Here is a 24632-nt window from a genome sequence, read left to right as displayed (position 1 = left end):
CGATCCGCGCACATCGATCTGTTTTGGGACACGCCGAATGGCCCGCGAGCTGCGCCGCATCCCTTTGCAAAAAGAAGGTAAAGCCTCACGGAGGGTCAGATCCGGCCCGTCGACCGGCCCGTCGACCGGCCCTCGACCGGCCCCTTCGCCCCGCCGGTCAGCCCTTCGCCTTGGCGGCGGCCTTCATCTCCTTCTTGAAGGCGCGGACCTTCTCCAGCGAGTCGGGCCCGGTGATGTCGGCGACCGAACGGGTCGAGCCCTCCTCGCCGTAGGCGCCCGCGGCCTCGCGCCAGCCGTCCGGCGTCACCCCGTACTGCTTGCCGAGCAGCGCCGTGAAGATCTGCGCCTTCTGCTTGCCGTACCCGGGCAGGTCGTTGAGCCGCTTGAACAGCTCGCGGCCGTCCGGCACGTCCCGCCAGATCGCCTCGGCGTCGCCGCCGTAGTGCTCCACCAGGTACTGGCAGAGCTGCTGCACCCGCTTGGCCATCGAACGCGGGTAGCGGTGCACGACCGGCGGCTCCGCCATCAGCGCCTCGAACGCCTCCGGGTCGTAGGCGGCGATCTCGTGCGCGTCCAGGTCGTCCCAGCCGGCCCGCCGCGTGAGCACGTAGGGCCCGGCGAACGCCCGCTCCATGGGGAACTGCTGGTCGAGCAGCATGCCGACCAGCGCGGCGAGCGGACTGCGCCCCAGCAGCTCGTCCGCCTCCGCCTGCTGTGCAAGGTGAACCTCGATGGCCATGCCCCCAGCTTAGAGATCTGACGGTTCCCTTACGCCCCGACCCGGCCCATGGCGGTACGGGTGCGGCAGTGCTCGAATGGACGCGTGAACGAACGACCCGTGGACGAGGACGACGAGACGGGCGGCGCGCCGGTGGGGCGGCGGGTCGTCCTGGGCATGCTCGGGCTGGGCGCCGTCGGCGTCGCGGTCGGCGCGGGCCTCCAGCAGAAGGTCAACCGGGCGCTCGCGCCGCTCGGGCCGGTCGGCCAGGTGCTGCCCGCGGCCGGCGGGTTCCGCTACTACTCGGTGGTCCCGAGCGTGAAGCGGCTGACCCCGGTGACGTACCGGCTGACGGTGAACGGGCTGGTCGACGAGCCGCGCACGTTCGGCTTCGCCGAGCTGGGGCGGCTGCGGCAGACCCAGATGACCAAGGACTTCCAGTGCGTGACCGGCTGGCGTGTGGAGGACGTCGCCTGGGCCGGCGTCGCGCTGCCCGACCTGCTGGACGCCGTCGGCGTGTCGGCGCGGGCCCGCGCGGTGCGGTTCCACTCGTTCGACGGCGTCTACACCGAGTCGCTGACGCTCGGCCAGGCCCGGCGCCGGGACGTGCTGGTCGCGACCGGGATGCTCGGCGGGCAGGTGTCGCACGACCACGGCGGGCCGGTCCGGCTGTTCGTGGCGCCGATGTACGGCTACAAGTCGCTGAAGTGGCTCGGCCGCATCGAGCTCACCAGGGACGTCGTCCCCGGTTACTGGGAAGATCGTGGATACGACGTCGACGCGTGGGTCGGCCGGTCGAACGGGCGTGACGATGAGCCGACCTGACGTGACCGACGCCGCCCCCGGGCCCGGGCCCCGGCCCGCGGCCGGGCGGGACGCGCTGATCGCGCGGTTCACCCGCGCCGAGCGCGCGGTGCACCACCTGACCGGCCTATTGATGCTGGTCTGCCTGGTCACCGCCGCCTGCCTGTACGTCCCCGACCTGGCGACGCTGGTCGGGCGGCGGAACGTGATCAAGCCGATCCACGTGTGGGCGGGGTTCCTGCTGCCGGTGCCGATCCTGCTCGGCCTGGCCTCCCGCGCGTTCCGCCGCGATCTCGGCCGGCTCAACCGGTTCGGGCCGCACGACGCCGAATGGCTGCGCCGCGGCGACCGCCGGGACGTGCTGGACGGGCGCGGCGTGATCGCCGTCGGCAAGTTCAACGCCGGGCAGAAGCTGAACGCCGCGTTCGTGGCCGGGTCGATCCTGGTGATGCTCGGCACCGGCGCCATGCTCACCTTCCCCGACCCGTGGCCGGACTCCTGGCGCGGCGGCGCCACGTTCGTCCACGACTGGCTGACCCTGGCGATCGTGATCATGACGGCCGGGCACCTGGCCTACGCGCTGCGCGACCGGGGCGCGATGACCGGGATGCTGACCGGCCGGGTGGACCGTCCGTGGGCGGCCCGTCACCACGCGGGATGGCTGGACGCCGTGGACCGTTCCCGGACGGGGGCGGGCGGCGCGGCCGGCGATTCCCGGAACGTTCCCGCAGGCGGAGCCGAAGAGCCTGGAAAACATGACCGGATGAGCCCTTGACACCTCTCGCAGAAACGTTGGAATAGGACATCGAGGAGAGGTTGGCCGGTACCCCGTCCGCAGGGACCTCTTGGGCTCGGAAGGTGTGCGTATGCCTGCACTCGCCGATCACCGAAGCGCGACCCGCGACCGTCTCGCGCGGCGTCTCGCGGCGGAGTTCGCGTCCTTCAACGCCGTCACGGTCGAACGTTGTGTCGCCGACGTCCAGGCGTGCATGACGCACCTGGGACTGGAGGCCACGCCTGATCTGGTGGAGCGCATGGCCCGGGAGCACCTGGTCGGGATGATCAAGTCCGAGCCGCCGTCCGGGCGCGCGCCGTTCCACCAGGCACACGGCGATCTCTGACCCGGCTCAGGGGTCTCCCGGCCGGTTCCGCCCGGCGCGCCCGGCGCGGTTCCGCGCGGTGCGCGGCGCCGGGCGGCCCATTCCGGTCTGGCGGAGGTGTCCTGGACACCGCCAGGCAGCGGATCTGAGAAGCTAGAGACGTGAGTTCCCGCAGCCGCCGCCGCCCCTTCGGGGATTCCGCGCGGGACGGCAGGCCGCCGTCGGACGAGGTCTCCGCGATCTTCGACGACATGTTGCGGCACGCCCGGGAGCTGCTCGCGGTGCGCAGCCCGCTGGACGCCGAGCTGATCGTCAGCGAGATCCTCGGCTCCTGGTGGGGGCACCGGCTCGCCGAGGGCGACGTCGAGGAGGTCATCGGCGAGGCCCTGATCGACTACGCCGGGCGGGCGGGCACGCCGGCCGCGCTGGCCCTGCTCACCGGCGTCTCCTACCTCGGCACCCCGCGCCAGCAGGCGCGCGCCGAACGCGCCGCGCTCGAGCTCATGGACCGCGGCGTCGCCCGGCCGGGATGGGCCGACCGGGTCGGGATGGTCGCCCACGAGGAGTGCTACGTCTCCCGCGACGTCTACGGCGACCAGGACTCGATCATCTGCACCTACACCTACGGCGGCACCGAGCGGCACGCCCTGGTGGTGCTCGTCGACCGCAACAAGGCCACGCACGCCGGCGACGAACGGCCGCCCTCGTGCGGCATGGTCCGCGACGCGTGGGTGTCGTCCCAGGTCGACAGGCTGCTCGACCACTGCCGCCAGGAGGGCCGCGACAACCCGCTGATGCGGTTCGAGCAGCTCGACCCGCGCGACACCCGGGCCGTCCTGCAACGCGCCCTGAGGTTCACCGGCGAGACCGCGAGCCCGCCCGTCAACGACACGTTCGGCTCCTACCACGCGTTCGTCCGTGCCCGGGTGCGCGCGCTGCCGCCGGGCGGGCGGTCCCCGCGGCCCGAGCCGTTCGGGCGCGACCGGCGCGCCACGATCGCCGCCAGGTTCCTGGCGTCCGACGAGGCCGAGGACCTGTCCGACCGGTCCGCCGCCAGCCACTGCGTCGACCGGATCATCGACTACGGCTGCGCCCACGACTTCGGCCGCCCGCTGCGGGTGAGCCCGATCAAGTGCGAGATGTTCCTGCTCGACTGGCTGCCGCGCAAGGTGCTGCTGTCATCGGCCGAGCAGGAGGCCGTGCCGCACGTGCTGGCCGCCTGGGTGCGGTGGGCGGGCCGCCGCACCGGGCTGCCCGAGGAGGGCGTGCGCGCCACCCTGGACGCCGTCTGGGACGCCACCACCAAGTTCGCCGAGGCCTACCACGACCCCTCCTCGTTCGGCCTCGACCGCGAACTCGTCGACCGCCTGCTGCCCGACGGCGATCTGGAGGCCCTCCCCCGCCGGGCGTTCGCGCTGCCGTTCCTGTCGGGGCGGCACCGCCTCTCCGGGCGGCACGGCGTGATCGACCTGTCCACCCTCGACCCCGCCGACGCCGCCGACCGCCGGGTCATGATCGAGTTCGAGCATCCCGGCGCCGACTCCGACCACGTCGACGCGCACGAGCGGCTCACCGAGCGGCTGTGGAACGGTGATCCGCCGCAGCTGTGGGAGACCGCGCAGGCCCTGCTGGACGTCGGCTACGAACGGCACGAGATCCTGCACAAGTTGATCGAGGTTCTCGATCGGCCCGGCGGAGACGCCGAACTGGTGAAATCCTTGCGTGTCCTGCGTCACGAACCGCCTCCTGAGTGAACTTCCGGTTTGCCAGCGGCGTCCGGGACGACAATCATCGGGATCTCGGGCGCGGGTTTCGGGGACGTCCCGGCGGTAGGGAGTGTGATCTTGTTGGAGTGGTCCGAGTTCGCCCAGCGGCTGGGCCGTGAGCTGGCGGGGCTCGAGCAGGACACCATCCTCATCGTGCGCGAACGCGACGAAAGCCGCCATTACGTCCAGGCGATGCGGGAGCCGGACCGGCTCTACGCCGAGGCGGTCAGCAACAACTTCCTGGACGGCCCGCTGTTGCTCACCCTCGCCGACGAAGAGGTCATGAGCGAGGCCGGCTGGCGCCCGCCCGCCGAGCCCGCGCCGCGCAACTGGTGGACCGAGCTCTCCGAGTCCCTCCACTCGTCCATCCACCCGGTCGACTACTCCCGGCTCGCCGACGTGATGGTCACCGCGCTGCGCGACGTCCAGGGCGTGCGCCGCCCCTCCGACCTGGTCTACGAGTCGTTCCACCGGCACGGCACCGGACTGATCGAGCTGCTCGACTTCGGCATCGAGACCGCCGACCCGAGCCGGATCAGCATCCGCCGCCGCACCGCCGACCCCGAGGACCTCGAGAGCCTGCTGGCCGACGCCAAGCAGCGCGGCGACCACAACGCCTACTTCCAGCTGCTGCTCACCGCCGACCTCGTCCTGCCCGCCACCGGTGCCGCCGTCGAGGACCCCGAGGTGGCCGAGTTCCCGACCACGACCATCGGCGGCGCCACCTACGTCATGGTCTTCACCTCGCCGCACGCCCTCGCGCGTTCGGTCGGCGACCAGGCCGCGGGCCTCTACCGGCGGTCCTCGTTCGACCGGCTGGCCGCCGCCTGGCCCGACCCCACCTGGCAGCTGGCGGTCAACGCGGGCCTGCCGTCCGAGGTGCACCTGGACGCCACCGCCGTCGCCCGCCTGGACTCGATGGCCAACCCCGCGGGCGGCTCGGCGGCCGGATCGCCGGCCGGATCGCCGGCCGGATCGCCGGGCGGCCCGGTGAGCGGATTGCCGGGCGGCCCCATGGACGGTCCGACGGGCGGGGAGCCCGAGCCCGCGCTCCTGGCCGCGCCCGTCCCCACGGGCCTGCCCATCCGCACCCCCCAGGGCACCCGGCTGTGGCGCTGGAACGGCGAGGGCGACGAGGTCCCCGTCGCCGTCTTCGACGCCATCACCGGCTCCTGGACCCCCGTCGCGATACCCGCCCCATGGACAGAGTGACCGCGTGGACTGGAACGACTTCGCCCAACGGCTGACCATCGAGCTGATGAGGCTCCCGGTCCGGTCGTTCCTGATCCTGCACAAACCCGGTGGCCTCCCGTACGCCCAGGTCATGCGCACCCCGGAGTTCCTCGACTCCGAGGCGGTGAGCAGCGCCTTCCTGTCGCGCCCGCTGAAGGCGCGCCAGGAGAAGATCCTCACCGACCTCGGCTGGCGCCCGCCCGACGACCGCGAGCACCACAACTGGTGGCACCGCGCGGCCGTCGACGAGCGCACCGGCTACCCGCTCGCCGCCACCTGCGACGAGCTGGCCGGGCGGATGGCCGCCGCCTTCCGCGACGTCTACGAGGTGAGCTCGCCGCTGGAGCTCGTCTACCAGGCCTCCCGGCCCGGCGAGGGGCCCCTGGCGATCCCCGGCCTGGGCATCCCGCTCGCGCTCCCCGACGTGCCCGACCAGACCCCCGACCTGGAGTCCTCCCTCACCGAGGCCCGCGAGCGCGGCGACCAGCAGGCCTACCTGGACCTCCTCGCGGGCACCACGCTCTACCTGCCCGGCGACCCCTCGCGCGACGACCACCACTACGCCACCGCCCAGTTCGGCGACGGCACGTTCGTCCTCGCGTTCACCTCGCCGGACGCGATGGACCGCTCCCTTCGCGGCCAGGCCGTCCACCACCGCGCCGCCACCCTCGCCGACCTGGCCCGCGGCTGGCCGCGGCCCGAATGGCGGCTGGCGATCAACCCCGGCCTTCCCAGCGCCGCCTACCTGGACGCCTCCGTCCTGACCCACACTCCCCCGCCCGCGGCTCCGCCTCCGGCCGCTCCCGCCGCGACGCCCGTCCACGAGGCGCCGCCGGCGCATGAGGCGCCGCCGGTGCACGAGGCGCCGCCGGTGCCGAACAACGTGAACGGCGACCACGCGCCCGCGGAGCACCTGGCGCACTGGCGGGACGAGTCCGAACGTGCCGAGACGGCGGCCCCCGCGTACGCCCCCCAGGCGTCGCCGGTCTTCGATCCGGCGCCACCGGCACAGGAGGTCGCGCCCGACGCCCCCGTGCCGGCCGACGAACGCCTGACGCCGTGGCACGACGACGCGGAGCAGCCCGTCGTCGCCGCTCCCGAGGCGGCTCCCCTTTTCGACGCCTCCTCGGCCGATGTGGGCGCACCCGCCGTTCCCATGGAGCGGGAACGACCGCCCGCGCCCGCTCCGCCCGCCGCGTCCCCCGCGCCGCCCATCGCGCCCGAGGCTCCCCCTGCGCAGCCGCCCATCGCGCCTGAGGCCCCGCCCGCACAGGCGCCCGTCGCACCCGCGCCGGCGCCGCTCCAGGACCCTGAGCCGCTCGCCGAGCCCGCGCCGCCGCCCCCTCCCGCGGACGTCCCGCGCCCGGAGCCGGAGGCCCCTCGGGTGGAGGAGGAGGCGGCGCCGCAGGCGAACGTGGCGGCGGCGCACTCCGCGGACGCCGCCGAGAGCGAGCCCGCGGCGCACATCGAGGTCGTCGTGATGCAGAAGGTGGTGCGCCACGAGCACGTGAGCCATTACCTGGACGGCGGCTACCCGTGGGTGGCCGGCTACGTGCACCGGCTCCAGGACGTGGTCGACCTCGACACGCCGCAGCGCATCGTCCGGGCGCTCGGGCTGGTCTACGAGGGGTCGCCGTTCTCCTGGCGCGACGAGGACGTGCACGTGGTGCGGTGGCCCGTGGTCAAGCCGGGGCTGTTCCGGCGGCCGCTGGGCGGGATCGACGAGTGGAGCATGGGCATCATCCCGGGCGGATGGGTGATCGAGAAGGCGCCGTTCCCGGGGTCGGGCTACGCGCCGGGCGACGGGCCCGCGATCCCGGAGTTCAAGATCGACAGCCAGCGGCTGCCGCACGGTGCCGAGATGTACCGGATCGACCGGACGGGCGCGGAGACGCTGGTGGCCGGCTACGACGCCGACCTCCGCCGCTGGGTGCGAGTGGAGGGACCGGCATGAGGCACGGCTACTACGCGGCCTGGCGCGGCGGCGAGTACGAGGCGAGCCCGGACGGTCCGCAGGTGCGCCTCTACTCGGCGGCGCCGGTGGACGGCTTCGAGGAGGCCTCGCCGGGGCGGTTCGTGCGCGTCGTGCGGGCCGGGGAGGTCGAGCGGCTGCTGTACGTCAACACGTTCTGCACGTGGCGCGGCGAGCCGTTCGTGGTGCTGGGCGAGCACGAGACGTGGCTGCGGGTGGAGTACACCGGCGGCAAGGCGCCGGTGGCCGAACGGCTCGGGCTCGAGGCGTTCGACCGGGGCGTGTACCAGGCGTGGGCGCCGCGCACCGAGGTCATGGATCTTCGCGAAGAGGCCGTCTGACGGAAAGGTCCGTCTAAACGGGCACCGAACGGGCATGAGGTCCGCATGACCGCCCATCAGCCTTCGGTGCTGACCCCCACCCAGGCGCGGGCGTTGTTCCGTACCGGCGCCACGACCCCGACGACGAGCGGCTGGTGCCGGGGCCACGCCCAGGCCAACCTGCTGGCGGTGCCGCGCGAGCTGGCGTTCGACGCGCTGCTGTTCGCGCACCGCAACCCGGGCCCCTGCCCGCTGCTGGACGTCACCGACCCCGGCGACCCGCACCCGCGCGCGGTGGCGCCGACCGCGGACCTGCGGACGGACCTGCCCGCCTACCGTGTGTACGAGAACGGCGTCCTGCTGGCCGAGGTGGGCGACGCGACGGAGTACTGGCGGCCCGACCTGGTGTCGTTCCTGTTCGGATGCAGCTTCAGCTTCGAGGCGGCGTTGTCGGCGGCGGGCGTCCCGGTGCGGCACATCGGCCAGGGCCGGAACGTGTCGATGTACGTGACCGACCGGCCGTGCGTGCCCGCCGGCCGCCTGTCCGGGCCGCTGGTGGTGTCGATGCGGCCGATCCCGGCGGGGCAGGTCGCGACGGCGGTCGAGGTGAGCGCGCGGTACCCGGACATGCACGGGCCGCCCGTGCACGTGGGCGACCCGGCGGAGCTGGGGATCGCCGATCTGGACCGGCCGGAGTTCGGAGATCCGGTGGAGTTCGCGCCGGACGACGTGCCGGTCTTCTGGGCGTGCGGCGTCACGCCGCAGGCGGTGGTGATGGCGAGCAAGCCGGAGTTCGCGGTCACGCATTCGCCGGGGCGGATGTTCATCACCGATCACTCGGACGCGGCGCCGCTCTGACCGGGTGACGGCTCTGGTCGGGTGACGGCTCTGGTCGGGTGATAGATCTGGGGCATGGCGGTCATCGACATCAACGCCGACCTCGGTGAGGGGTTCGGCATCTGGGAGCTCGGCGACGACCTCGGACTGCTCGGCGTGATCACCAGTGCGAACGTGGCGTGCGGTTTCCACGCGGGCGATCCGCTGGTGATGCGGCGGGTGTGCGGGTGGGCGGTCGAGCGCGGCGTGACGATCGGCGCGCAGGTCTCGTACCGCGATCTGGCCGGTTTCGGGCGGCGCGCGATGGACGTCCCGGCGCCCGAGCTGACCGCGGAGGTCCTCTACCAGGTCGCGGCGCTCGACGGCATCGCTCGCGCGGAGGGAGGCCGGGTCGCCTATGTGAAGCCGCACGGCGCCCTCTATAACCGTGTCGTGGGCGATCGGGAGCAGGCGGGTGCCGTGGCGGCGGCCGTGCGCGCCTACGACCCGTCGCTGCCGCTGCTGACGTTGCCCGGGTCGGTGGTGCACGAGGTCGCCGGCGGGCTCACGGTGGTCAACGAGTACTTCGCCGACCGCGCGTACACCCCGGAGGGCACGCTGATGCCGCGGGGCGAGCCGGGCGCGGTGATCCACGATCCGGGCGTGGTGGTCGAACGCGCCGTGCGGATGGCGGCCGGCGAGGCGGTCGCCGCCGCCGACGGCACCGAGATCGTGCTGGACGCGCGCTCGATCTGCGTGCACGGCGACACCCCGGGCGCGGTGGAGCTGGCCCGGCTGGTCCGCGAGGCGCTCACCGGCGCGGGCGTCGGGCTGGAGTCCTTCGCGTGAAGGTCATGAGGGCGGGCGACGCCGCGCTGCTCGCCGACACCGGCGACCTGGAGACCGCGCACCGGCTCGACACCGCGATCCGCGCCGCCGCCCTGCCGGGCGTCGTCGACGTCGTCCCCGGCGAGCGGACCGTGCTCGTCGTCACCGATCCGGCGCGCTGCGATCTCGGACGGCTGGCGGCGCGGCTGCCGGAGCTGCCGCTGACGGCGGCCGAGGCGACGGCGGCGCCGCCGGTGGAGATCCCGGTCGTGTACGACGGCGAGGACGTGGCCGAGGTCGCCGGGCTGACCGGGCTCTCCCGCGACGAGGTCGTCGAACGCCATGCCGCCGCCACCTACACCGTCGCCTACCTCGGCTTCTCCCCGGGCTTCGGGTACCTGACCGGCCTCGACCCGGTGCTGCACGTTCCGCGCCGCGAGTCGCCGCGCACGTCGGTGCCGGCCGGCTCGGTGGCGATCGCCGGCCCGTACGCCGCCGTCTACCCGTCGGCGTCGCCGGGCGGCTGGCGGCTCCTCGGCCGCTCGCCCCTGACGTTGTGGGACGTGACGCGCGACCCGCCGTCGCTGCTGCGGCCCGGCGGCCGGGTGCGCTTCGTCCGGGAGGAACGGTGATCGAGGTCGTCCGCCCCGGCCCGCTGGCGACGGTGCAGGATCTCGGCCGTCCGGGGCACGCGCACCTGGGCGTCCCGCGTTCGGGGGCCGCCGACGAACGTTCGTTCCGCCTGGCCAACCGGCTGCTCGGCAACGCCGACGACGCGGCGGCCGTCGAGCTCACGCTGGGCGGCGCGGCGTTCCGCTTCGACCGGGCCGCGTGGATCGCCGTCACGGGAGCGCCCGCGCCGCTGACGATCGGCGGGCGGGCGTACGGGGCGAACGCGCCCTGCCCGGTGCCCGCGGGCGGCCTCGTCGAGCTGGGCCTCCCGTCCGGGGGCCTGCGCACGTACCTGGCCGTGCGCGGCGGGCTCGACATCGAGCCCGTGCTGGGCAGCCGTTCCACCGACCTGCTGTCCGGCCTCGGCCCCGGCCCCCTGGCCGCCGGCGACCGCCTGCCGGTCGGCCGTTCGCGCGGCGACATCACGGTGGACGTCGCGCCGGTCGGCCCGCTGCCCGCCGAGCCCGTCCTGCGGATCCTGCCGGGCCCGCGCGACGACTGGTTCACGCCGGACGTCATCGCGGTGCTCTGCGCGCAGCCGTACGAGGTCACCGCGGACAGCAACCGTGTCGGCGTCCGGCTCGACGGCGCCAAGCTGCTCCGCACGCGCGAGGGCGAGCTCGGCAGCGAGGGCATGGTCACCGGGGCGCTCCAGGTGCCGCCCAGCGGCCTCCCGATCATCTTCCTGGCCGACCACCCCACGACCGGCGGTTACCCCGTCGTCGCCGTCCTGGCCGCGTCCGACGTCCCCCTGGCCGCCCAGCTCCGTCCCGGCGGGCGCGTCCGCTTCCGCCCGGCGGGTTAGCGGGCGGGTCAGGGCGTCGCCCGCGGGGCGGCCTCAGGGGCGGTCCCGGGGGCGCTCGCGGGCGGGCGGGACGGGGTGGGGCGGGACGCCGGGGACGACGGTGTTGGAGATCGTGCCGATGCCCTCGGCGGTGAGGGTGACGGTGTCGCCGGGGCGCAGGGGCGGCGGGTCCCGGCGGCCGTTGCGCCCCCAGAGCTCGGCGAGGCAGCCGCCGTTGCCGCACGTCCCGGAGCCGAGGACGTCGCCCGGCCGGAGCTCGGCGCCGCGGGAGGCGTAGGCGATCAGGTCCTCGAACGGCCAGCCCATGTTGGACAGCAGGTCGCGGCCGACGACCTCGCCGTTCACCTCGGCGGTGAGCGCGAGGCGCAGGAAGCCGCCGGCGTCGCGGCGGGGCTCCAGCTCGTCGGCGGTGACCAGCCACGGCCCGAGGGTGGTCGCGGAGTCCTTCCCCTTGCACGGCCCGAGGCCCACCTGCATCTCGCGCGCCTGAAGGTCGCGCGCCGACCAGTCGTTGAAGATCGTGTAGCCGAGGACGTGGTCGCGGGCCCGCTCGGGCGTGAGATCGCGGCCGGCCCGGCCGATCACGACGGCGATCTCGAGCTCGAAGTCGAACGCCTCGCAGCCGGGCGGCATCGGGACGTCGTCGTGCGCGCCGACCAGGGCGCGAGGATTGCTGAAATAGAACGTCGGCGCCTCGTACCAGGCGTCGGGCACGCCGGACGCGCCGCTCACGCTGCGCCGCACGCCCTCCACGTGCTCCTCGAAGGTGACGAAGTCGCGGACCGACGGCGGCGCGACGGGCGGCAGCAGCCGTACCCCGGCGAGCGGAACGGGGTCTCCGGTGGGCGGGTACGGGGGCGGGGCGAGCAGGTCGGTGCCGGGCGGGAACGGGTGGATCAGGTCGCCCTCCACCCGTCCCGTGCGGCGTTCGCCCTGATGCTCGTAGGCGGCGAGGCGCATGGCGGTCAGACCGGCGGGGCGACGAAGACGCCGCGGTCGGGGTCGTTGAACGATTCCTTGGCGACCAGTTCGTTCATCGGGTTGGCGGTGCCCCACTGGTCGGTGACCTCGGGTTGTGAGAAGTCGTAGACGTGCGGGTGCCAGGCGTCCTCGTCGAGCGTCTCCAGCTCGGTGGTGTACTCGATCGTGTTGCCGTGCGGGTCCAGGAAGTAGGAGAAGGTGTTGTCGCCGGCCAGGTGCCGCCCCGGCCCCCAGATCATCCGCACGCCCGCGCGCAGCAGGCGGCCCGTCCCGTACATGTACTCGTCGACGCCGCGCATCTCGAACGAGACGTGGTGCAGCGCGGTGTGCGGGCCCTTGGCGATGGCGAGGCTGTGGTGCTGCGGGTTGCAGCGCATGAAGTGCATGACCTCGCCCATGTGCGGTGAGCTGAGGGTGTCGCTGAGGGCGAAGCCCAGGTGCGTCTCGTACCAGCGGCGGGTGGCGTCCAGGTCGGGCGCGTTCAGGACGACGTGCGAGAGGCGCACCGGCACCGCCTCGCGCTCCTCCAGCCTGCGGTGGGCGCGGACGGCGACGTCGGCCGACACCTCCACGGTGCGGCCGTCGAGGTCGAAGAAGCGCACGCCGTAGCCGCCGCCGGGGGTGCCGAGCGCGCCGGGTTCGGTGATCAGGGTGACGCCGGCGGCGCGGAGCCGTCCGGCGAGGGCGTCGACGTCGGCCGGGGTCTCCGCGCCGAACGCGATCAGGTCGAGGCGCTTCTCGCCGGCGCGGCGCAGCCGGACGATGTACTGCTCGGGCGAGCCCTCGGCGGCGAGGAAGGAGATCCCGGAGTCGTTCGCGACCTCGGTCAGGCCCCACACGCCGCCGTAGAACTCGCGCTGCCGTTCGTAGTCGGGCACGGCCAGGTCGACGTGCCTGAGATGGGTGATGAGACGCATGCCGGTCCTCAGTTCCTTCAGTCCTTGATGTCGAAGAGGGCGAGGGCGTTGCCGCCGCCGATCGCGGCGCGGTCGCCGGGGTCGGTGACCGCCGCGTGCAGGCGGGCCAGCGGGTCGTCCACGCCCATGTCGAACGGGTGGTCGGAGCCGAGCACGACCCGGTCGGCGCCGGCGGCGGCGACCAGGGCGCGCAGGGTGGCGGCGTCGTGGACGAGCGAGTCGAACCACAACCGCCGCAGGTAGGTGCCGGGCGGCTCGGCGCAGCCGCGGGCCTCGGGGCGCACCGCCCAGCCGTGGTCGGCGCGGCCCAGGTAGACCGGCAGGTAGCCGCCGCCGTGCGCCGCGACGACCTTGAGAGCCGGATGCCGGTCGAGCACGCCGGAGAAGATCAGATGCGAGAGCGCGACGGCGTTCTCGGCGGGCTGGCCGACGATGTTGGACAGGTACCAGCGGTCGAGCCGTTCGTCGAGCGTGCAGCCGAACGGGTGCAGGAAGACCACGGCGCCGGTCGCGGCGGCACGTTCCCAGAACGGCTCCAGCCCGGGTTCGGACAGCTCGCGGCCCGGGGCGTGCGAGGAGATCTCCACCCCCTTGAGCCCGAGCGAGAGGGCGTGGTCGAGCGCCTCGACGGCCAGATCGGGATGCTGGAGCGGCACGAGCCCGAGGCCGTGCAGGCGGCCGGGCGCCTCGGCGCAGTGGGCCGCGACGCCCTCGCCGGCCAGCGTCCACACCGTCCGGGCGAGGTCGCGGCCGGCCCAGTAGTGGTAGTGGGACGGCGACGGGCTGACGATCTGCACGTCCACCCCGGCCGCGTCCATGTCGGCCAGCCGCACCGGCACCTGGGTGAGCCTCGGGATCCGCTCCCTCACCATCCGGCCGCTGACCTCCAGCGACGCGGCGCCGTTGCGGCGCGCGTCCAGGGCCTTGTGCTCGGCGTGGCCCGGCGCGCCTGCGACGGCCCGCTCGATCTGCGGCAGCAGGACGTGCGCGTGCACGTCGACGACCCGGGGGCTCACGGGCGCTCCGAGACCATGGCGGCGACCCGGCCCATCAGGCCCGGCACGTCGGCGTCCCGGACATCGTCGAGGAGCCACCGCGCCAGCTGGAGCGACGACTCGACGACCGTGCGGACGCGGTCGTGCCTGCGGTCCATGAACGTGTCGAAGAGCCCCTGGTCGAGGTGGTCGGCGGCGAGGAGCAGCTCGGCCAGGACGACCGCGTCCTCCAGGCACTGGGCGGCGCCCTGGGCGAGGGTGGGCGGGCAGGCGTGCGCGGCGTCGCCGATGAGGACGGTGCGGCCGCGGTTCCACGGGCGGCCGACCAGGAGCGACTCGAACCAGGTGTAGTTGATGCGGTCGGGGTCGGTGATCCCGGCCCGGATCTCCTCCCAGGGGCCGCCGTACGCCTCGGCCAGCGCGCCCATCAGCGCGGGCTTGTCGGCGTCGGTGAACGAGTCGCGCGGCCGGGCCCGTTCGACGAGGTAGGCGTAGAGGGTGTCCTCGTTCGCCGGGCAGTAGCCGGCGATGAAGCACGGCCCGCCGTAGATGAGGTCGGTACGGACGACGTCCTTGGGACGGGCGGTGTGCACGCGCCAGATCGCCATGCCGTTCGGCTCCGGCGTCACGTCCACGCCGATCATCGCGCGGACCGCCGAGCGCACGCCGTCGGCGCCCACGACCAGGTCGTAACGCGCGGTGGTGCCGTCCGACAGCCGCACCTCGACCTGCTCGCCGGGGCCGGCGCCGGGGCCGGAGCCGGCGTCGTTGCCGGTTTCGGTGAGGGTCTCCACGGTGAGGCCGTAGCGCAGCCGCGCGCCCGCCTCGCGCGCCGCCGCGGTCAGGATCGCGGTCAGCTCGGGCCGGTAGACGCCGAGGGTGGCGGGCAGGTCGGGCCCGCCGGTGCGCATGTCGGGGATCTCCGCCAGCAGGGTCCCGTCGGGGGCGCGGATGCCGAGGCCGTCGAAGCCGAAGCCGCGGTCCCGCACCCGCTCCCAGACGCCGAGGTCGCGCAGCGCGCGCAACGCGTTGCCCTGGAGGGTGATGCCGGAGCCGAGGACGTTCGGCCCGGCGCCGATCTCGGCGACGTCCACGGTGACGCCGCCCCGGGCGAGGGCGATCGCCAGGGCGAGCCCGGACGTTCCGCCGCCGACGATCAGCACGTCGTTCACTGCGGGCATGTCGGTCTCCTCACTTGAGCGCGATGGGGTTGACGGGGGCGCCGACGGCGCCGGTGACGGGCAGCGGCGCGGCGGTGAGCAGGAACTCGTGGACGCCGTCGGCGGCGCAGTCGGCCGCCAGCCCGTCCAGATCCCACATCTCGCCGATGAGCAGGCCCAGATGCGGGATGACGACCTGGTGCAGCGGCTGGAAGGCGTGCTCGAACTCGTTCGGCCGCACCTCGAAGCCCCACGTGTCGGTCGCGATGGCGGCGATCTCGGTGCGGTGCAGCCATCCGGCGGTGGTGAACGACAGGCCGGGCGCGGGCCCGCCCGCGTAGTCGCCCCAGCCGTCGCCGCGCTCGACGGAGCGGCGGACGCGGGCGAGCTGGCCGGTGCGGACGAGCACGATGTCGCCGCGCCTCACCTCGACGCCGTGGGCGTCCATCGCGGCGCGCAGGTGCTCCTCGGTGACGGCGAACCCGTCGGGAAGCTCGCCGTCCTCGCCCGCGACGCGGCCGACGTCGAGCAGGACGCCGCGTCCGGTGACCGGCGCGGCGAGGTGCTCGATGCCGGTCACCCGGTCGCCCTCGCTGGTGACGACCTGCGCGGCGTCGCGCCCGTTCCACGCCCTGCCGTGGTCGAAGATGTGGCCGAGGCCGTCCCACTGGGTGGCGCACTGCAACGGCATGAAGATCACGTCGTCCGCGCCGCCGAACCCGTGCGGGAAGCCCTGGACGCCGAGCGCGGCCTCGGCCCCGGTGTCGGTCATGGTGTGCACCGGGTTCACGCGGCGCCGCCAGCCCTTCTGCGGGCCGTCGTTCTGGAAGCGCATCGCCAGCGAGAAGCTCGCGCCGCGGCGGACCAGCCCGGCGGCGCGGGCACGCTCGGCCGCGCCGATGAAGTTGACCGTGCCGAGCACGTCCTCGTCGCCCCAGCGGCCCCAGTTGGAGTACGCCCCGGCCGCCGCCGCGATCGCCCCCTCGGGGTCGTGCGGGTCCGGCGCCGTGCTCCGGTGGTCCGGCGCCGTGCTCTGGGAGTCCGGCGTCATGACTCGGCCCGGCAGCGGTTGCGCTGGGTGCCGAGCCCGGTGATCGAGCCCTCCATCACGTCGCCGTCGCGCAGGATCTGCCCCCAGTGCTTGCCGTTCCCCGCCGGGCTTCCGGTCAGCACGAGGTCGCCGGGCAGCAGCGTGGTGGTCTGCGAGACGTACGACACCAGCCGCGCCACGTCGAAGATCATGTCCTTGGCGGACTCGTCCTGCCGGACCTCGCCGTTCACCTTCAGCGTCAGCCGCAGGTCCCGCGGGTCGGCGACGAACGCGGCGGGCACCAGCCACGGCCCGAGCGGGGTGAACGTGGGCGCGTTCTTGGCGCGCAGCCAGTCGCTCCCGATGGCGGGCATGTCGGGCCGGAAGACGACCTCGCGCGCCGTGACGTCGTTCGCGATGGTGTACGCGGCCACGTGGGCCAGCGCGGCGTCGCGGTCCACCCGGCAGGCCGGACGCCCGATCACGGCGGCCAGCTCGAGCTCCCAGTCGGGCTCGGCGCACCAGGACGGCAGCACCACGTCGTCGTACGGGCCGGTGATCGCCGACGGCAGCCCGACGAAGACGTACGGCAGGTCCTCGGCGGCGCGGCGGTCCATCATCGCGGCCGTCTCCGCCCGCACCCGGTCGGCGTCGCGCGGGTCGTCGGCGGCGCGGTGCGCGACCGCGAGGTCGATCACGTGCGTCCGGTAGTTGGCGCCCGACTGGAACACCTGCCGGGGCTCCACCGGGGCCAGGACCCGGAGGTCCGCGACCGGCACGCCCTCGGCGGCGGCCCGCCCGGCGAGCGCGCCGAGCAGCGGGAACACCGCGTCCCAGTGCTCCAGGAGCACGCGCGTGGTGAGCCCGCCCGCGGGCGGGCCGGGCAGGGGCGGACCGGCGGTCCGCAGGTCGAGCACGTGATCGTCGCTGACGAGGCCGGGGTACGCGCCGCCGCCGGCGGGGTCGGCGAACGTGCCGAGGACGAATTGCTGGGGTGAGGCCACCGGAGGTCCTTTCGGGGTGGGTCCTCCCAAGGTGACGCCGCTCACTCGATCTGGCAAATGAATAGTATGTATGCACTACATCTGTCGGACGAATAGTCTGAGGTCATGCAGCTGGCAGGCCTCGACCTCAACCTGATCGTCGCTCTTCGCGCCCTGCTCGACGAGCGCAACGTGACCCGCGCGGGCGCGCGGATCGGGCTGAGCCAGCCCGCCACCAGCGCCGCGCTGGCCCGCCTGCGCCGCCATTTCGGCGACGACCTGCTCGTCCGCGTCCGCGGCGGGCACGAGCTGACGCCCCTGGCCCTGGCGCTGGTCGAGCCCGTCGAGGCCGCCTGCGTGATGCTGGAACGGGTGTTCACGGCGCAGCCCGGCTTCGACCCGGCGACGGCGCGGCGCGAGTTCACCGTCCGCACGTCCGACTACGCGCTGGCCGTGCTCGGCGAACGGCTGTCGGCGGCCCTGCGCGGCGCGGCGCCCGGGGTGCGGCTGCGCCTCCACCAGTTCGGGCCCGCCGAGGTCGACGACATCGACACCACGCTGCGCACGTGCGACGGGCTGCTGATGCCGCACGGGTTCCTGACCGACCACCCGGCGGTCGACCTGTTCACCGACCGCTGGTTGTGCATGGTGGCCAGCGACAATCCGGCCGTGGGCGACCGGCTCACCCTGGACGACCTGGCGACCCTGCCGTGGGTGGACCTCTTCCACCGGCCCACCGCGTACACCCCGGCGTCCCGCCACCTGCGGACGCTCGGCATCGAGCCGCGGATCGACATCGTCGTGGAGAGTTTCCAGGCGATCCCGTTCCTCATCGCCGGGACCGACCGGATCGCCCTCATCCAGGAACGCCTGGCCGCCCGCTACGAGGGGCTCGCCGCCGTCCGCACCCTGCCGTGCCCGTTCGACGCGGTCCCGCTCGTCGAGGCGATGTGGTGGCATCCGGTGCACGCGCGCGACGCCGGCCACGCCTGGCTCCGCGAGACCATGGCCCGCGTGGGCCGCGAGGTCCAGAACGCGCCCCCGTGAAACGCGCCGCCTGAATCGTGCCGCCTGAATCGTGCCCTGCCGCTGGTGGGTCAGGTGAGGGGAGTGAAGCCCGCCTCCAGGTCGGTCTCCAGGTGGGCGGTGTCGTTGAAGCGGCGCACGGCCCACTGGCCGCCGACCACGACGAGCTGCGAGATCGAGCCGTTGTCGGCGCCGAGGAAGGCGAACGGGCGGGAGCCGGACGCCAGGGCGAGCGCCTGCGCGATGACGCCGCCGTGCGTGAAGACCGCGACCCGCGCGTCCGGGTGCGCGGCCACGATCCGGTCGATCGCGCCGCGCACCCGGGCGGCGAACACCTCCGTCGGCTCGCCGCCCGGGATCACGTCCCAGCGTTCCTCGGCCCAGAGCCGCCGCGCGACCGGCCCGTTCTCGTGGATCATCTTGCGGAAGAGGCCGCCCTCCCATTCGCCGAGGTGCACCTCCCGCAGGTCCTTCTCCACCAGCGGCTCCAGCCCGTTCCGGCGGACGAGCGGCGCCGCGGTCTCGGCCGTCCGGCGCAGCGACGTCACGTAGACGGCGTCGAGGGGCACCGCGCTCAGGCGCTCCCCGACCCGTTCGGCCTGCACCCGGCCCTCGGATGCCAGCTCGGGATCGCCGTGCCCGTCCACGAGCGGGAACGGCGAGTCGGGACGCGCGGCCTGGGACGCGCCGTGCCGGACGAGGAGGACCTCGGTCGCGCCGGCCGGCGGTGCGTAGGGGGTCTGCCGGTACTCGGTCTGATCATCAGCTGCCGCCACACCGCGACCCTAACCGCCACCGGCGAGGGACCACGCCCCCGGGTCAGGCCAGCATGCCGCCGTCGATGGTCAGCACCGAGCCGGTGACGAACGAGGCGTCCGGGCTCGCCAGGAAGACGATGCCGGCGGCGATCTCGGCGGGCCGGCCGAAACGGTCCAGGGCGTTGAGGGCGCGCTGCCCGCCGGCCATCGGGCCGTTCTCGTCGTTCATGTCGGTGTGCACCGAACCCGACTGCACCACGTTCACCGTGACCTCGCGCGGCGCCAGGTCGCGGGCCGCGCCCTGCGAGTAGCCGATGATCGCGGACTTGGTCGCCGCGTAGTCGGCCATGCCCGGGAAGCTCGTCCGGCTCGACAGGTTCGAACCCACCGTGATGATGCGCCCGCCGGGGGCGATGACCTTGGCGGCGCTGCGGATGCCCGCGACCACGCCCTGCACGTTCACCGCGTACATGTGGTCGGCGGCGGCCGGGTCGATGTCGCCGACCGTGCCCGTGGCGATCACCCCGGCGTTGTTGACCAGCACGTCCAGCCGCCCGAAGTCCGCGACGACCTGGTCGACGAGCCCGGCCACCTGGGACGGGTCGGCCTGGTCCGCCTTGTAGGCGTTCGCCCGCACGCCCTTGGCCTCCAGGTCGCGCACCACGTCCGCGGCCTTGTCCGCCGAGGCGGCGTACGCGATCGCCACGTGCGCGCCCGCGTCCGCCAGCGCGCGGGCCGCCGCCGCGCCGATGCCCCGCGACCCGCCGGTGACCAGCGCGACCTTGCCGGCCAACTTTCCGTCCACCTTGCCGTCCGACCTGCCGTCGAGCTTGCCGTCCAATGCCTTGCCCATGCCGAGCCTCCATATTGTGCACCGAGATGTGTACCGAGCGGTATTGAACTCCATGGAGTACTATACCGATCGGTACTGATTGCGCAATGGAGGATGGGATGGCGACCGGACGCCCGCGGGAGTTCGACCTCGACGAGCGGCTCGACCGCGCGCTGGAGGTCTTCCGGCGGCACGGGTACGAGGGCACCGCGCTCTCCGACCTCACCGAGGCGATGGGCATCAACAAGCCCAGCCTGTACGCGGCGTACGGCAACAAGGCGGCCCTCTTCAGCAAGGCGCTCGACCGTTACAGCGCGGGCCCCGCGAGCTATGTGCAGGAGGCCATGAACGCGCCGACCGCCCGCGCCGCCGCCGAGACGCTGATGCGCGGTTCGGTCGACCTCAACACCTGCGAGCCGCGCGGCTGCCTGTTCGTGCAGGGCGCGCTCGCCACCGGCCCCCAGGGCGACCCGGCGCGCGCGGAGGTCGCCGCCCGCCGCGACGCCGGCCAGGAGGCTCTCCACGAACGTTTCGAACGCGCCCTCGCCGAGGGCGACCTGCCGGCCGGCACCGACACCGAAGCCCTGGCCCGCCACATCTGGGCCGTCACCTACGGCCTGTCCATCCAGGCGACCGGCGGCGCGACCGCCGACGAGCTCCACCGCACCGTGGACCTCGTCCTGTCGGCCTTCCCCCGCCCGGACGCGACGCCCTGACGGGGCGGCCCGGTCAGCCGGCGTCGGCGCAGTGCGACTGCGTCGCCCGGTACCGCGACGGCGGCACGCCGTAACGCGCCACGAACGCCTGGCGCAACGTCTCGACCGTCCCGAACCCGCAACGCGCCGCGATCGCCCCCATCGGCAGCGACGTCGACGTCAGCAGGTGCGCCGCCGCCTCCGTGCGCGCCCGCCGCACGTACTTGCCGGGCGCCTCCCCCACGTTCTGGATGAACAGCCTGGTCAGATGCCGCTCGCTGACGCCCGCACCCGCCGCCAGCGCGGCCGCGGAGAGGTCCTCGTCCAGATGCGCGGCAACATGGTCCATCACCTGCCGGACCAGCCCATCGGCCGCCGCCGGGGCGCTGGTGAACATGCTCATCTGCGCCTGGTTGCCCGGCCGCTGCAGGTAGGTCACCAGGTTGCGCGCGACGTCGCGCGCCATCGCCGCGCCGTGGTCCTCCTCGACGAACGACAACATCAGGTCGAGGGCGCTGGTGACCCCCGCCGCCGTGCACACGTTCCCGTCCCGGATGAAGATCGGATCGGCGTCGACGTCCACGTCGGGGAACCGCGACGCCAGGTCGGGCGCCCACCGCCAGTGCGTGGTGGCGCGCCGGCCGTCCAGCAGCCCGGCCGCGGCCAGGACGCTCGCGCCCGTGCACACCGACGCGACCCGCCGGGACTCCCGCGCCAGCCGCCGCACATGCCCCACGATCAGCGCGTCCGCGGCCGCCTTCGCGTGCCCGATCCCGCCCGAGACGATCAGCGAGTCGAGCGGCCCGGTCACCCGTTCCAGCTTCTCCTGCGCGACCAGCGTCAGCCCCGTGCCGCACGTGAACGCGCCGCCACCCGGGGCGGCCACCCGCACCTGGTAGGGCGGCGAGGCGCGGACGAAGTTGGCCATCTCCAGGCTCGTCGTGATGCAGGCGATGTCGAGCAACTCGGCCGCGTGATACCCCACGACGACGACACGCCGTTCGGTCATGCCCCCGACCCTATGCCTCCCGGACGGACATCCCAAGTTTCCGGACACATACCCCTGCCCCCTATTGGCATAGGTCCGGTGCGCGCACGAGAGTGAGCACATGATTCAGACACCCACGGCCACGCGCCGCCCCTGGCTCCGCTTCACCTGGCACTACATCGAGATGATCATCGCCATGTTCGTCGGCATGGGCGTCCTCGGACTGCTCTTCGCCCTCGCCGGCGTCGACCCGTCCTACGAGACGCACCCCGAGGCCGCCTACCTGCTGATGGCGTTCAACATGTCGGTGGGCATGGCCGCCATCATGCGCTTCCGCGGCCACGGGTGGCACGTCACCCTGGAGATGTGCGCCGTCATGTTCGCGCCCGCCGTCCTCTTCCCGCTCATCTGGCTGGACACGATGGACGGCATGACGTTCATGATGATCGCCCACGTCGCGATGTTCCCGCTCATGCTCGCGCTGATGTTCCTCCGCCGCGACGAGTACCTTCACCACCACCACTGACGATCCTGCTGTCGTAACCGGCGGCCACGAGCCGCCGGTAAGCGGCGTGCACGCCCGCGGGCACCTCCTGCTCGATCGCGAACCCGCGCGCCGGATACTCCACCACCCGCTGGAGGTCCCCGACCACCATGTCGATCACGAACCGCTCGTCCCCGATCGCCTCCACGTACTCCCCGAACGTGAGCGGCTGCGACGCCGACACGACCTCCACCTCCGGCCACATCCTCCGCACCGTCGCGTACGACCGCCGCTCCATGTAGGGCTTGGACACCAGCAGCACCGACCCGACCCCGATCCCCCGCCCCTCCAGCAGCGCCCGCGAGAAGGCGATGTTCTCCCCCGTGTTGGACGCGTCCGGCTCCACGATGATCGCCTCGTCCGGAACGCCCAGCTCCATCGCCCGTTCCCGGTAGTGCACGGCCTCGCCGCGCGGGAACGCCTCAACGGTCGTCGGGCTGTTGCCGCCGCTGAACACCAGCACCTCGAACAACCCCCGCCGGTAGAGCTCGGCCGCCCACACCGCCACCCCGATGTCGTGACTCCCCAGCCCGATCCCCGCCGAGCACGCCCGCAGCTCATGCCCCATCAGGTGGTAATCCCAGATCACCCGAGCGTCATCCCGGACGCCCACCGGTCAGTCCGCCGCGATGCCGCGTGCGGTGAGCACCTCCAGCAGCTCCGGCCCGAGGAACTCCGACCCGAGCACCCGCCGGAGGTTGGGAACCAGCGCCAGGTCGTCGAGCGACCCGATGTCGAACAGGTCGTCCTCCCCGTCCCAGACCGGCGCGCACTCCTGGTAGACCTGGTTGCCGCCGTCCATGCACAGCTCCTCGACCCCGGCCAGCAGCTCACCGGGAATCTCCAGCGCCTCGAAGTAGGCCCTGGCCTCCGGCATCACCTGGTAGGACAGCCCCCGCTCGTGGGCGTAATTCCAGGGATCGCCCCCGAATCCCTCCTTCCCCTTGAGCAGATCCGCGAGCCGGAACTGCGGCGTCAGCGTCTCGTCGATGTACATCAGCTGCTCGACGACGACGAGCTTGAAGTTGAAGTCCTTGAACGAAGCCACGCGACCAACCTAGACACCCCCTCCGACATCGGCCGCCGGGGGCTCGTTCAGGTGGGGAGGCGGGTGGCCTTGGACTTCAGGTAGCGCCGTTCGGGGAGGCTGAGGGTGCGGCGGGCGGCTTCTTCGTAGTGGGCGCGGGCGGCGGGGAGGTCGCCGTTGAGCTCCAGGAGGTGGGCTCGTACGGCGTGGAGGCGGTGGTGGCCGGCCAGGGCGGGGGGCGGGGCGGCGAGGAGGTCGAGGCCGGCTCGGGGGCCGTGGACCATGGCGTGGGCGACGATGCGGTTGAGGGTGATCATCGGGCTGGGGGCGAGGGTCTCCAGGAGTTCGTAGAGGCCGAGGATCTGGCGCCAGTCGGTGGCGGCGGCGTCGGCGGCCTCGTCGTGGACGGCGGCGATGGCGGCCTGGAGCTGGTACGGGCCGATCGGGGCGGTGGCCAGGGCGTGGGTGATGAGGGCCGTGCCCTCGGTGATGGCGGCGGCGTTCCAGCGGGTGCGGTCCTGGTCGGCGAGCGGGACGAGGGCGCCGTCGGCGCGGGTGCGGGCGGGGCGCCGGGCGTCGGTGAGGAGCATCAGCGCCAGGAGCCCGGTGACCTCGCCGTCCTCGGGGAGCAGGGCGTGCAGCCCGCGGGTCAGGCGGATCGCCTCGGCGGAGAGCTCGACGCGGTTGAGGGCGGGGCCCGAGCTGGCGGTGTACCCCTCATTGAAGATCAGGTAGAGGACGTGCAGGACGGCGGCGAGGCGTTCGGCCCGTTCGGCGGGCGGCGGCAGCCGGAAGGCGGCACCGGACGCCTTGATGCTCGCCTTGGCCCGGCTGACGCGCTGCGCGAGGGTCGGCTCCGGGACGAGGAGGGCGCGGGCGATCTCCGCGGTGGTCAGGCCGCCGACGGCGCGGAGCGTCAGGGCCACCTGGGAGACCGTCGTGAGCGACGGGTGGCAGCAGAGCAGGAGCAGGGTGAGGGTGTCGTCGGCGGCGGGGGCGGGGGCGGACCCGGCGGGTTCGAGGACGGCCGCGGTCTCCTCGCGGCGCCTGCGCGCGGCGTCGCTGCGCCACAGCTCGATCCGGCGGCGGGACGCGACGGTGATCAGCCAGCCCTTGGGGTTGGCGGGGACCCCGTCGCGGGGCCACTGGACCGCGGCGGCGAGCAGGGCCTCCTGCACGGCGTCCTCGCAGGCGTCGAAGTCGCCGTGGTGGCGGACCAGGGCGGTGAGCACCCGCGGCGCCAGGCCGCGCAGGAGGTCCTCGGTGGTCACGGCCCGCGCAGCCCCATGACCGGCCGCACCTCGATCATGTTCAGGAACGCCTCCGGGATCCGCCCGGCGATCTCCGTGGCACGTTCGAGGTCCTCGACGTCGACCAGGTAGAAGCCGGCCAGCTGCTCCTTGACCTCGGCGAACGGGCCGTCGCTGGAGATCGTCTCGCCGTCGCGGACGCCGACGCGGCGGGCCGTCTCCGGGTCGGCGAGGCGTTCGGACACGACCAGCTCGCCCGACTCGGTCAGCGCGGCGTCCAGCGCCTCGTAGGCGTCCAGGCCGAGCGCCTGCTCGGCGGGTGACATCTTGTCCCACAACGCCCGGCTCTCGGGGTTGTGGTAGATCATGATCAGGTACTTCACGTCCGCCTCCCCAGAATCTCTCCGAAATT

The 24632-nt window shown here is 73.6% G+C and carries 28 protein-coding genes; 14 read left to right on the top strand and 14 right to left on the bottom strand.

The window, feature by feature from the left end; genetic code table 11:
- Window positions 1–157 precede the first annotated feature (157 nt).
- Complete coding sequence (locus tag ABZ810_RS31800; RefSeq protein ID WP_358409602.1) at window positions 158–739, bottom strand: HhH-GPD-type base excision DNA repair protein; 582 nt, start codon at window positions 737–739, stop codon at window positions 158–160.
- 84 nt (window positions 740–823) lie between these two features.
- Between ABZ810_RS31800 and ABZ810_RS31795 the strand changes: the two genes are divergently transcribed.
- From ABZ810_RS31795 to ABZ810_RS31745, 11 genes are all read left to right on the top strand, one after another.
- Window positions 824–1543, top strand: a complete 720-nt coding sequence (locus ABZ810_RS31795; RefSeq protein ID WP_358409601.1) for a molybdopterin-dependent oxidoreductase — start codon at window positions 824–826, stop codon at window positions 1541–1543.
- Complete coding sequence (locus ABZ810_RS31790) at window positions 1530–2297, top strand: cytochrome b/b6 domain-containing protein (RefSeq protein WP_358409599.1); 768 nt, start codon at window positions 1530–1532, stop codon at window positions 2295–2297. The genes ABZ810_RS31795 and ABZ810_RS31790 overlap by 14 nt, the downstream gene beginning before the upstream one ends.
- A gap of 91 nt (window positions 2298–2388) precedes the next feature.
- Window positions 2389–2643, top strand: coding sequence for a hypothetical protein (locus ABZ810_RS31785; RefSeq protein WP_358409598.1), 255 nt, complete (start codon window positions 2389–2391; stop codon window positions 2641–2643).
- 230 nt (window positions 2644–2873) lie between these two features.
- On the top strand, window positions 2874–4376 hold the full coding sequence (locus ABZ810_RS31780; RefSeq protein WP_358409952.1) for a hypothetical protein: 1503 nt from the start codon (window positions 2874–2876) through the stop codon (window positions 4374–4376).
- Window positions 4377–4466: 90 nt separating this feature from the next.
- On the top strand, window positions 4467–5600 hold the full coding sequence (locus ABZ810_RS31775; protein WP_358409596.1) for an SseB family protein: 1134 nt from the start codon (window positions 4467–4469) through the stop codon (window positions 5598–5600).
- Window positions 5601–5604: 4 nt separating this feature from the next.
- Window positions 5605–7575: an SseB family protein gene (locus ABZ810_RS31770; protein ID WP_358409595.1), complete on the top strand. Its 1971-nt coding sequence runs from the start codon at window positions 5605–5607 to the stop codon at window positions 7573–7575.
- Complete coding sequence (locus tag ABZ810_RS31765) at window positions 7572–7934, top strand: hypothetical protein (protein WP_358409594.1); 363 nt, start codon at window positions 7572–7574, stop codon at window positions 7932–7934. Before ABZ810_RS31770 ends, ABZ810_RS31765 begins: the two co-directional genes overlap by 4 nt.
- A gap of 45 nt (window positions 7935–7979) precedes the next feature.
- Window positions 7980–8771 (top strand): putative hydro-lyase, encoded by a 792-nt coding sequence (locus tag ABZ810_RS31760; protein WP_358409593.1) that lies wholly within the window; start codon window positions 7980–7982, stop codon window positions 8769–8771.
- A 54-nt stretch (window positions 8772–8825) separates the two neighbouring features.
- Entirely contained in the window at window positions 8826–9578 is a 753-nt protein-coding gene (locus ABZ810_RS31755) for a 5-oxoprolinase subunit PxpA (RefSeq protein ID WP_358409591.1), read from the top strand.
- A 5-nt stretch (window positions 9579–9583) separates the two neighbouring features.
- Window positions 9584–10189, top strand: a complete 606-nt coding sequence (pxpB, locus tag ABZ810_RS31750; protein WP_358409951.1) for a 5-oxoprolinase subunit PxpB — start codon at window positions 9584–9586, stop codon at window positions 10187–10189.
- Window positions 10186–11034 carry a biotin-dependent carboxyltransferase family protein gene (locus tag ABZ810_RS31745; protein ID WP_358409590.1) on the top strand — a complete coding sequence of 283 codons (849 nt, stop codon included), beginning with the start codon at window positions 10186–10188 and terminating at the stop codon, window positions 11032–11034. Before pxpB ends, ABZ810_RS31745 begins: the two co-directional genes overlap by 4 nt.
- Window positions 11035–11067: 33 nt before the next feature.
- On the opposite strand, the gene ABZ810_RS31740 is transcribed toward ABZ810_RS31745, so the two are convergent.
- Genes ABZ810_RS31740 through ABZ810_RS31715 form a run of 6 tightly spaced genes read right to left on the bottom strand, consistent with a single transcriptional unit; the run spans window position 11068 to window position 17121 of the window.
- A complete protein-coding gene (locus ABZ810_RS31740) occupies window positions 11068–11994 on the bottom strand; it encodes a fumarylacetoacetate hydrolase family protein (protein ID WP_358409588.1) in 927 nt (308 codons plus the stop codon).
- A gap of 5 nt (window positions 11995–11999) precedes the next feature.
- On the bottom strand, window positions 12000–12932 hold the full coding sequence (locus ABZ810_RS31735) for a VOC family protein (RefSeq protein WP_358409586.1): 933 nt from the start codon (window positions 12930–12932) through the stop codon (window positions 12000–12002).
- Between the two features lie 17 nt (window positions 12933–12949).
- Complete coding sequence (locus tag ABZ810_RS31730; protein ID WP_358409584.1) at window positions 12950–13948, bottom strand: amidohydrolase family protein; 999 nt, start codon at window positions 13946–13948, stop codon at window positions 12950–12952.
- Window positions 13945–15108: an FAD-dependent oxidoreductase gene (locus ABZ810_RS31725; protein ID WP_358409582.1), complete on the bottom strand. Its 1164-nt coding sequence runs from the start codon at window positions 15106–15108 to the stop codon at window positions 13945–13947. The genes ABZ810_RS31730 and ABZ810_RS31725 overlap by 4 nt, the downstream gene beginning before the upstream one ends.
- A 10-nt stretch (window positions 15109–15118) precedes the next feature.
- Complete coding sequence (locus tag ABZ810_RS31720) at window positions 15119–16138, bottom strand: cyclase family protein (protein ID WP_358409581.1); 1020 nt, start codon at window positions 16136–16138, stop codon at window positions 15119–15121.
- On the bottom strand, window positions 16135–17121 hold the full coding sequence (locus ABZ810_RS31715) for a fumarylacetoacetate hydrolase family protein (RefSeq protein ID WP_358409580.1): 987 nt from the start codon (window positions 17119–17121) through the stop codon (window positions 16135–16137). Before ABZ810_RS31715 ends, ABZ810_RS31720 begins: the two co-directional genes overlap by 4 nt.
- A 105-nt stretch (window positions 17122–17226) precedes the next feature.
- Between ABZ810_RS31715 and ABZ810_RS31710 the strand changes: the two genes are divergently transcribed.
- Complete coding sequence (locus ABZ810_RS31710; RefSeq protein ID WP_358409579.1) at window positions 17227–18147, top strand: LysR family transcriptional regulator; 921 nt, start codon at window positions 17227–17229, stop codon at window positions 18145–18147.
- Window positions 18148–18197: 50 nt separating this feature from the next.
- On the opposite strand, the gene ABZ810_RS31705 is transcribed toward ABZ810_RS31710, so the two are convergent.
- Window positions 18198–18902 (bottom strand): histidine phosphatase family protein, encoded by a 705-nt coding sequence (locus tag ABZ810_RS31705; protein ID WP_358409578.1) that lies wholly within the window; start codon window positions 18900–18902, stop codon window positions 18198–18200.
- Window positions 18903–18945: 43 nt separating this feature from the next.
- Window positions 18946–19737, bottom strand: coding sequence for an SDR family oxidoreductase (locus ABZ810_RS31700; protein ID WP_358409576.1), 792 nt, complete (start codon window positions 19735–19737; stop codon window positions 18946–18948).
- 98 nt (window positions 19738–19835) lie between these two features.
- On the opposite strand from ABZ810_RS31700, the gene ABZ810_RS31695 reads away from it, so the two are divergent.
- A complete protein-coding gene (locus ABZ810_RS31695; RefSeq protein WP_358409574.1) occupies window positions 19836–20432 on the top strand; it encodes a TetR/AcrR family transcriptional regulator in 597 nt (198 codons plus the stop codon).
- 13 nt (window positions 20433–20445) lie between these two features.
- Here ABZ810_RS31695 and ABZ810_RS31690 read toward each other — a convergent pair whose 3' ends face one another.
- Complete coding sequence (locus ABZ810_RS31690; protein ID WP_358409572.1) at window positions 20446–21420, bottom strand: helix-turn-helix domain-containing protein; 975 nt, start codon at window positions 21418–21420, stop codon at window positions 20446–20448.
- Between the two features lie 100 nt (window positions 21421–21520).
- On the opposite strand from ABZ810_RS31690, the gene ABZ810_RS31685 reads away from it, so the two are divergent.
- Window positions 21521–21925 (top strand): hypothetical protein, encoded by a 405-nt coding sequence (locus tag ABZ810_RS31685; protein ID WP_358409570.1) that lies wholly within the window; start codon window positions 21521–21523, stop codon window positions 21923–21925.
- On the opposite strand, the gene ABZ810_RS31680 is transcribed toward ABZ810_RS31685, so the two are convergent.
- Genes ABZ810_RS31680 through ABZ810_RS31665 form a run of 4 tightly spaced genes read right to left on the bottom strand, consistent with a single transcriptional unit; the run spans window position 21870 to window position 24603 of the window.
- Window positions 21870–22532 carry a YdcF family protein gene (locus ABZ810_RS31680; RefSeq protein WP_358409568.1) on the bottom strand — a complete coding sequence of 221 codons (663 nt, stop codon included), beginning with the start codon at window positions 22530–22532 and terminating at the stop codon, window positions 21870–21872. The two genes, ABZ810_RS31685 and ABZ810_RS31680, sit on opposite strands and share 56 nt — an antisense overlap.
- A 27-nt stretch (window positions 22533–22559) precedes the next feature.
- Window positions 22560–22991 (bottom strand): hypothetical protein, encoded by a 432-nt coding sequence (locus ABZ810_RS31675; RefSeq protein WP_358409566.1) that lies wholly within the window; start codon window positions 22989–22991, stop codon window positions 22560–22562.
- Between the two features lie 47 nt (window positions 22992–23038).
- Window positions 23039–24241, bottom strand: a complete 1203-nt coding sequence (locus ABZ810_RS31670; protein WP_358409565.1) for a DUF6596 domain-containing protein — start codon at window positions 24239–24241, stop codon at window positions 23039–23041.
- The gene (locus tag ABZ810_RS31665) at window positions 24238–24603 is read right to left on the bottom strand and encodes a YciI family protein (protein WP_358409564.1); all 366 of its coding nucleotides are present in this window, start codon (window positions 24601–24603) and stop codon (window positions 24238–24240) included. The genes ABZ810_RS31670 and ABZ810_RS31665 overlap by 4 nt, the downstream gene beginning before the upstream one ends.
- Window positions 24604–24632: the final 29 nt, after the last annotated feature.

Origin of the sequence: Spirillospora sp. NPDC047279 (assembly GCF_040643285.1) — a bacterium.
Classification (GTDB): domain Bacteria; phylum Actinomycetota; class Actinomycetes; order Streptosporangiales; family Streptosporangiaceae; genus Spirillospora.
The sequence above is the reverse complement of the archived record's forward strand: the minus strand, read 5'-3'. Positions and strand labels throughout refer to the sequence as shown.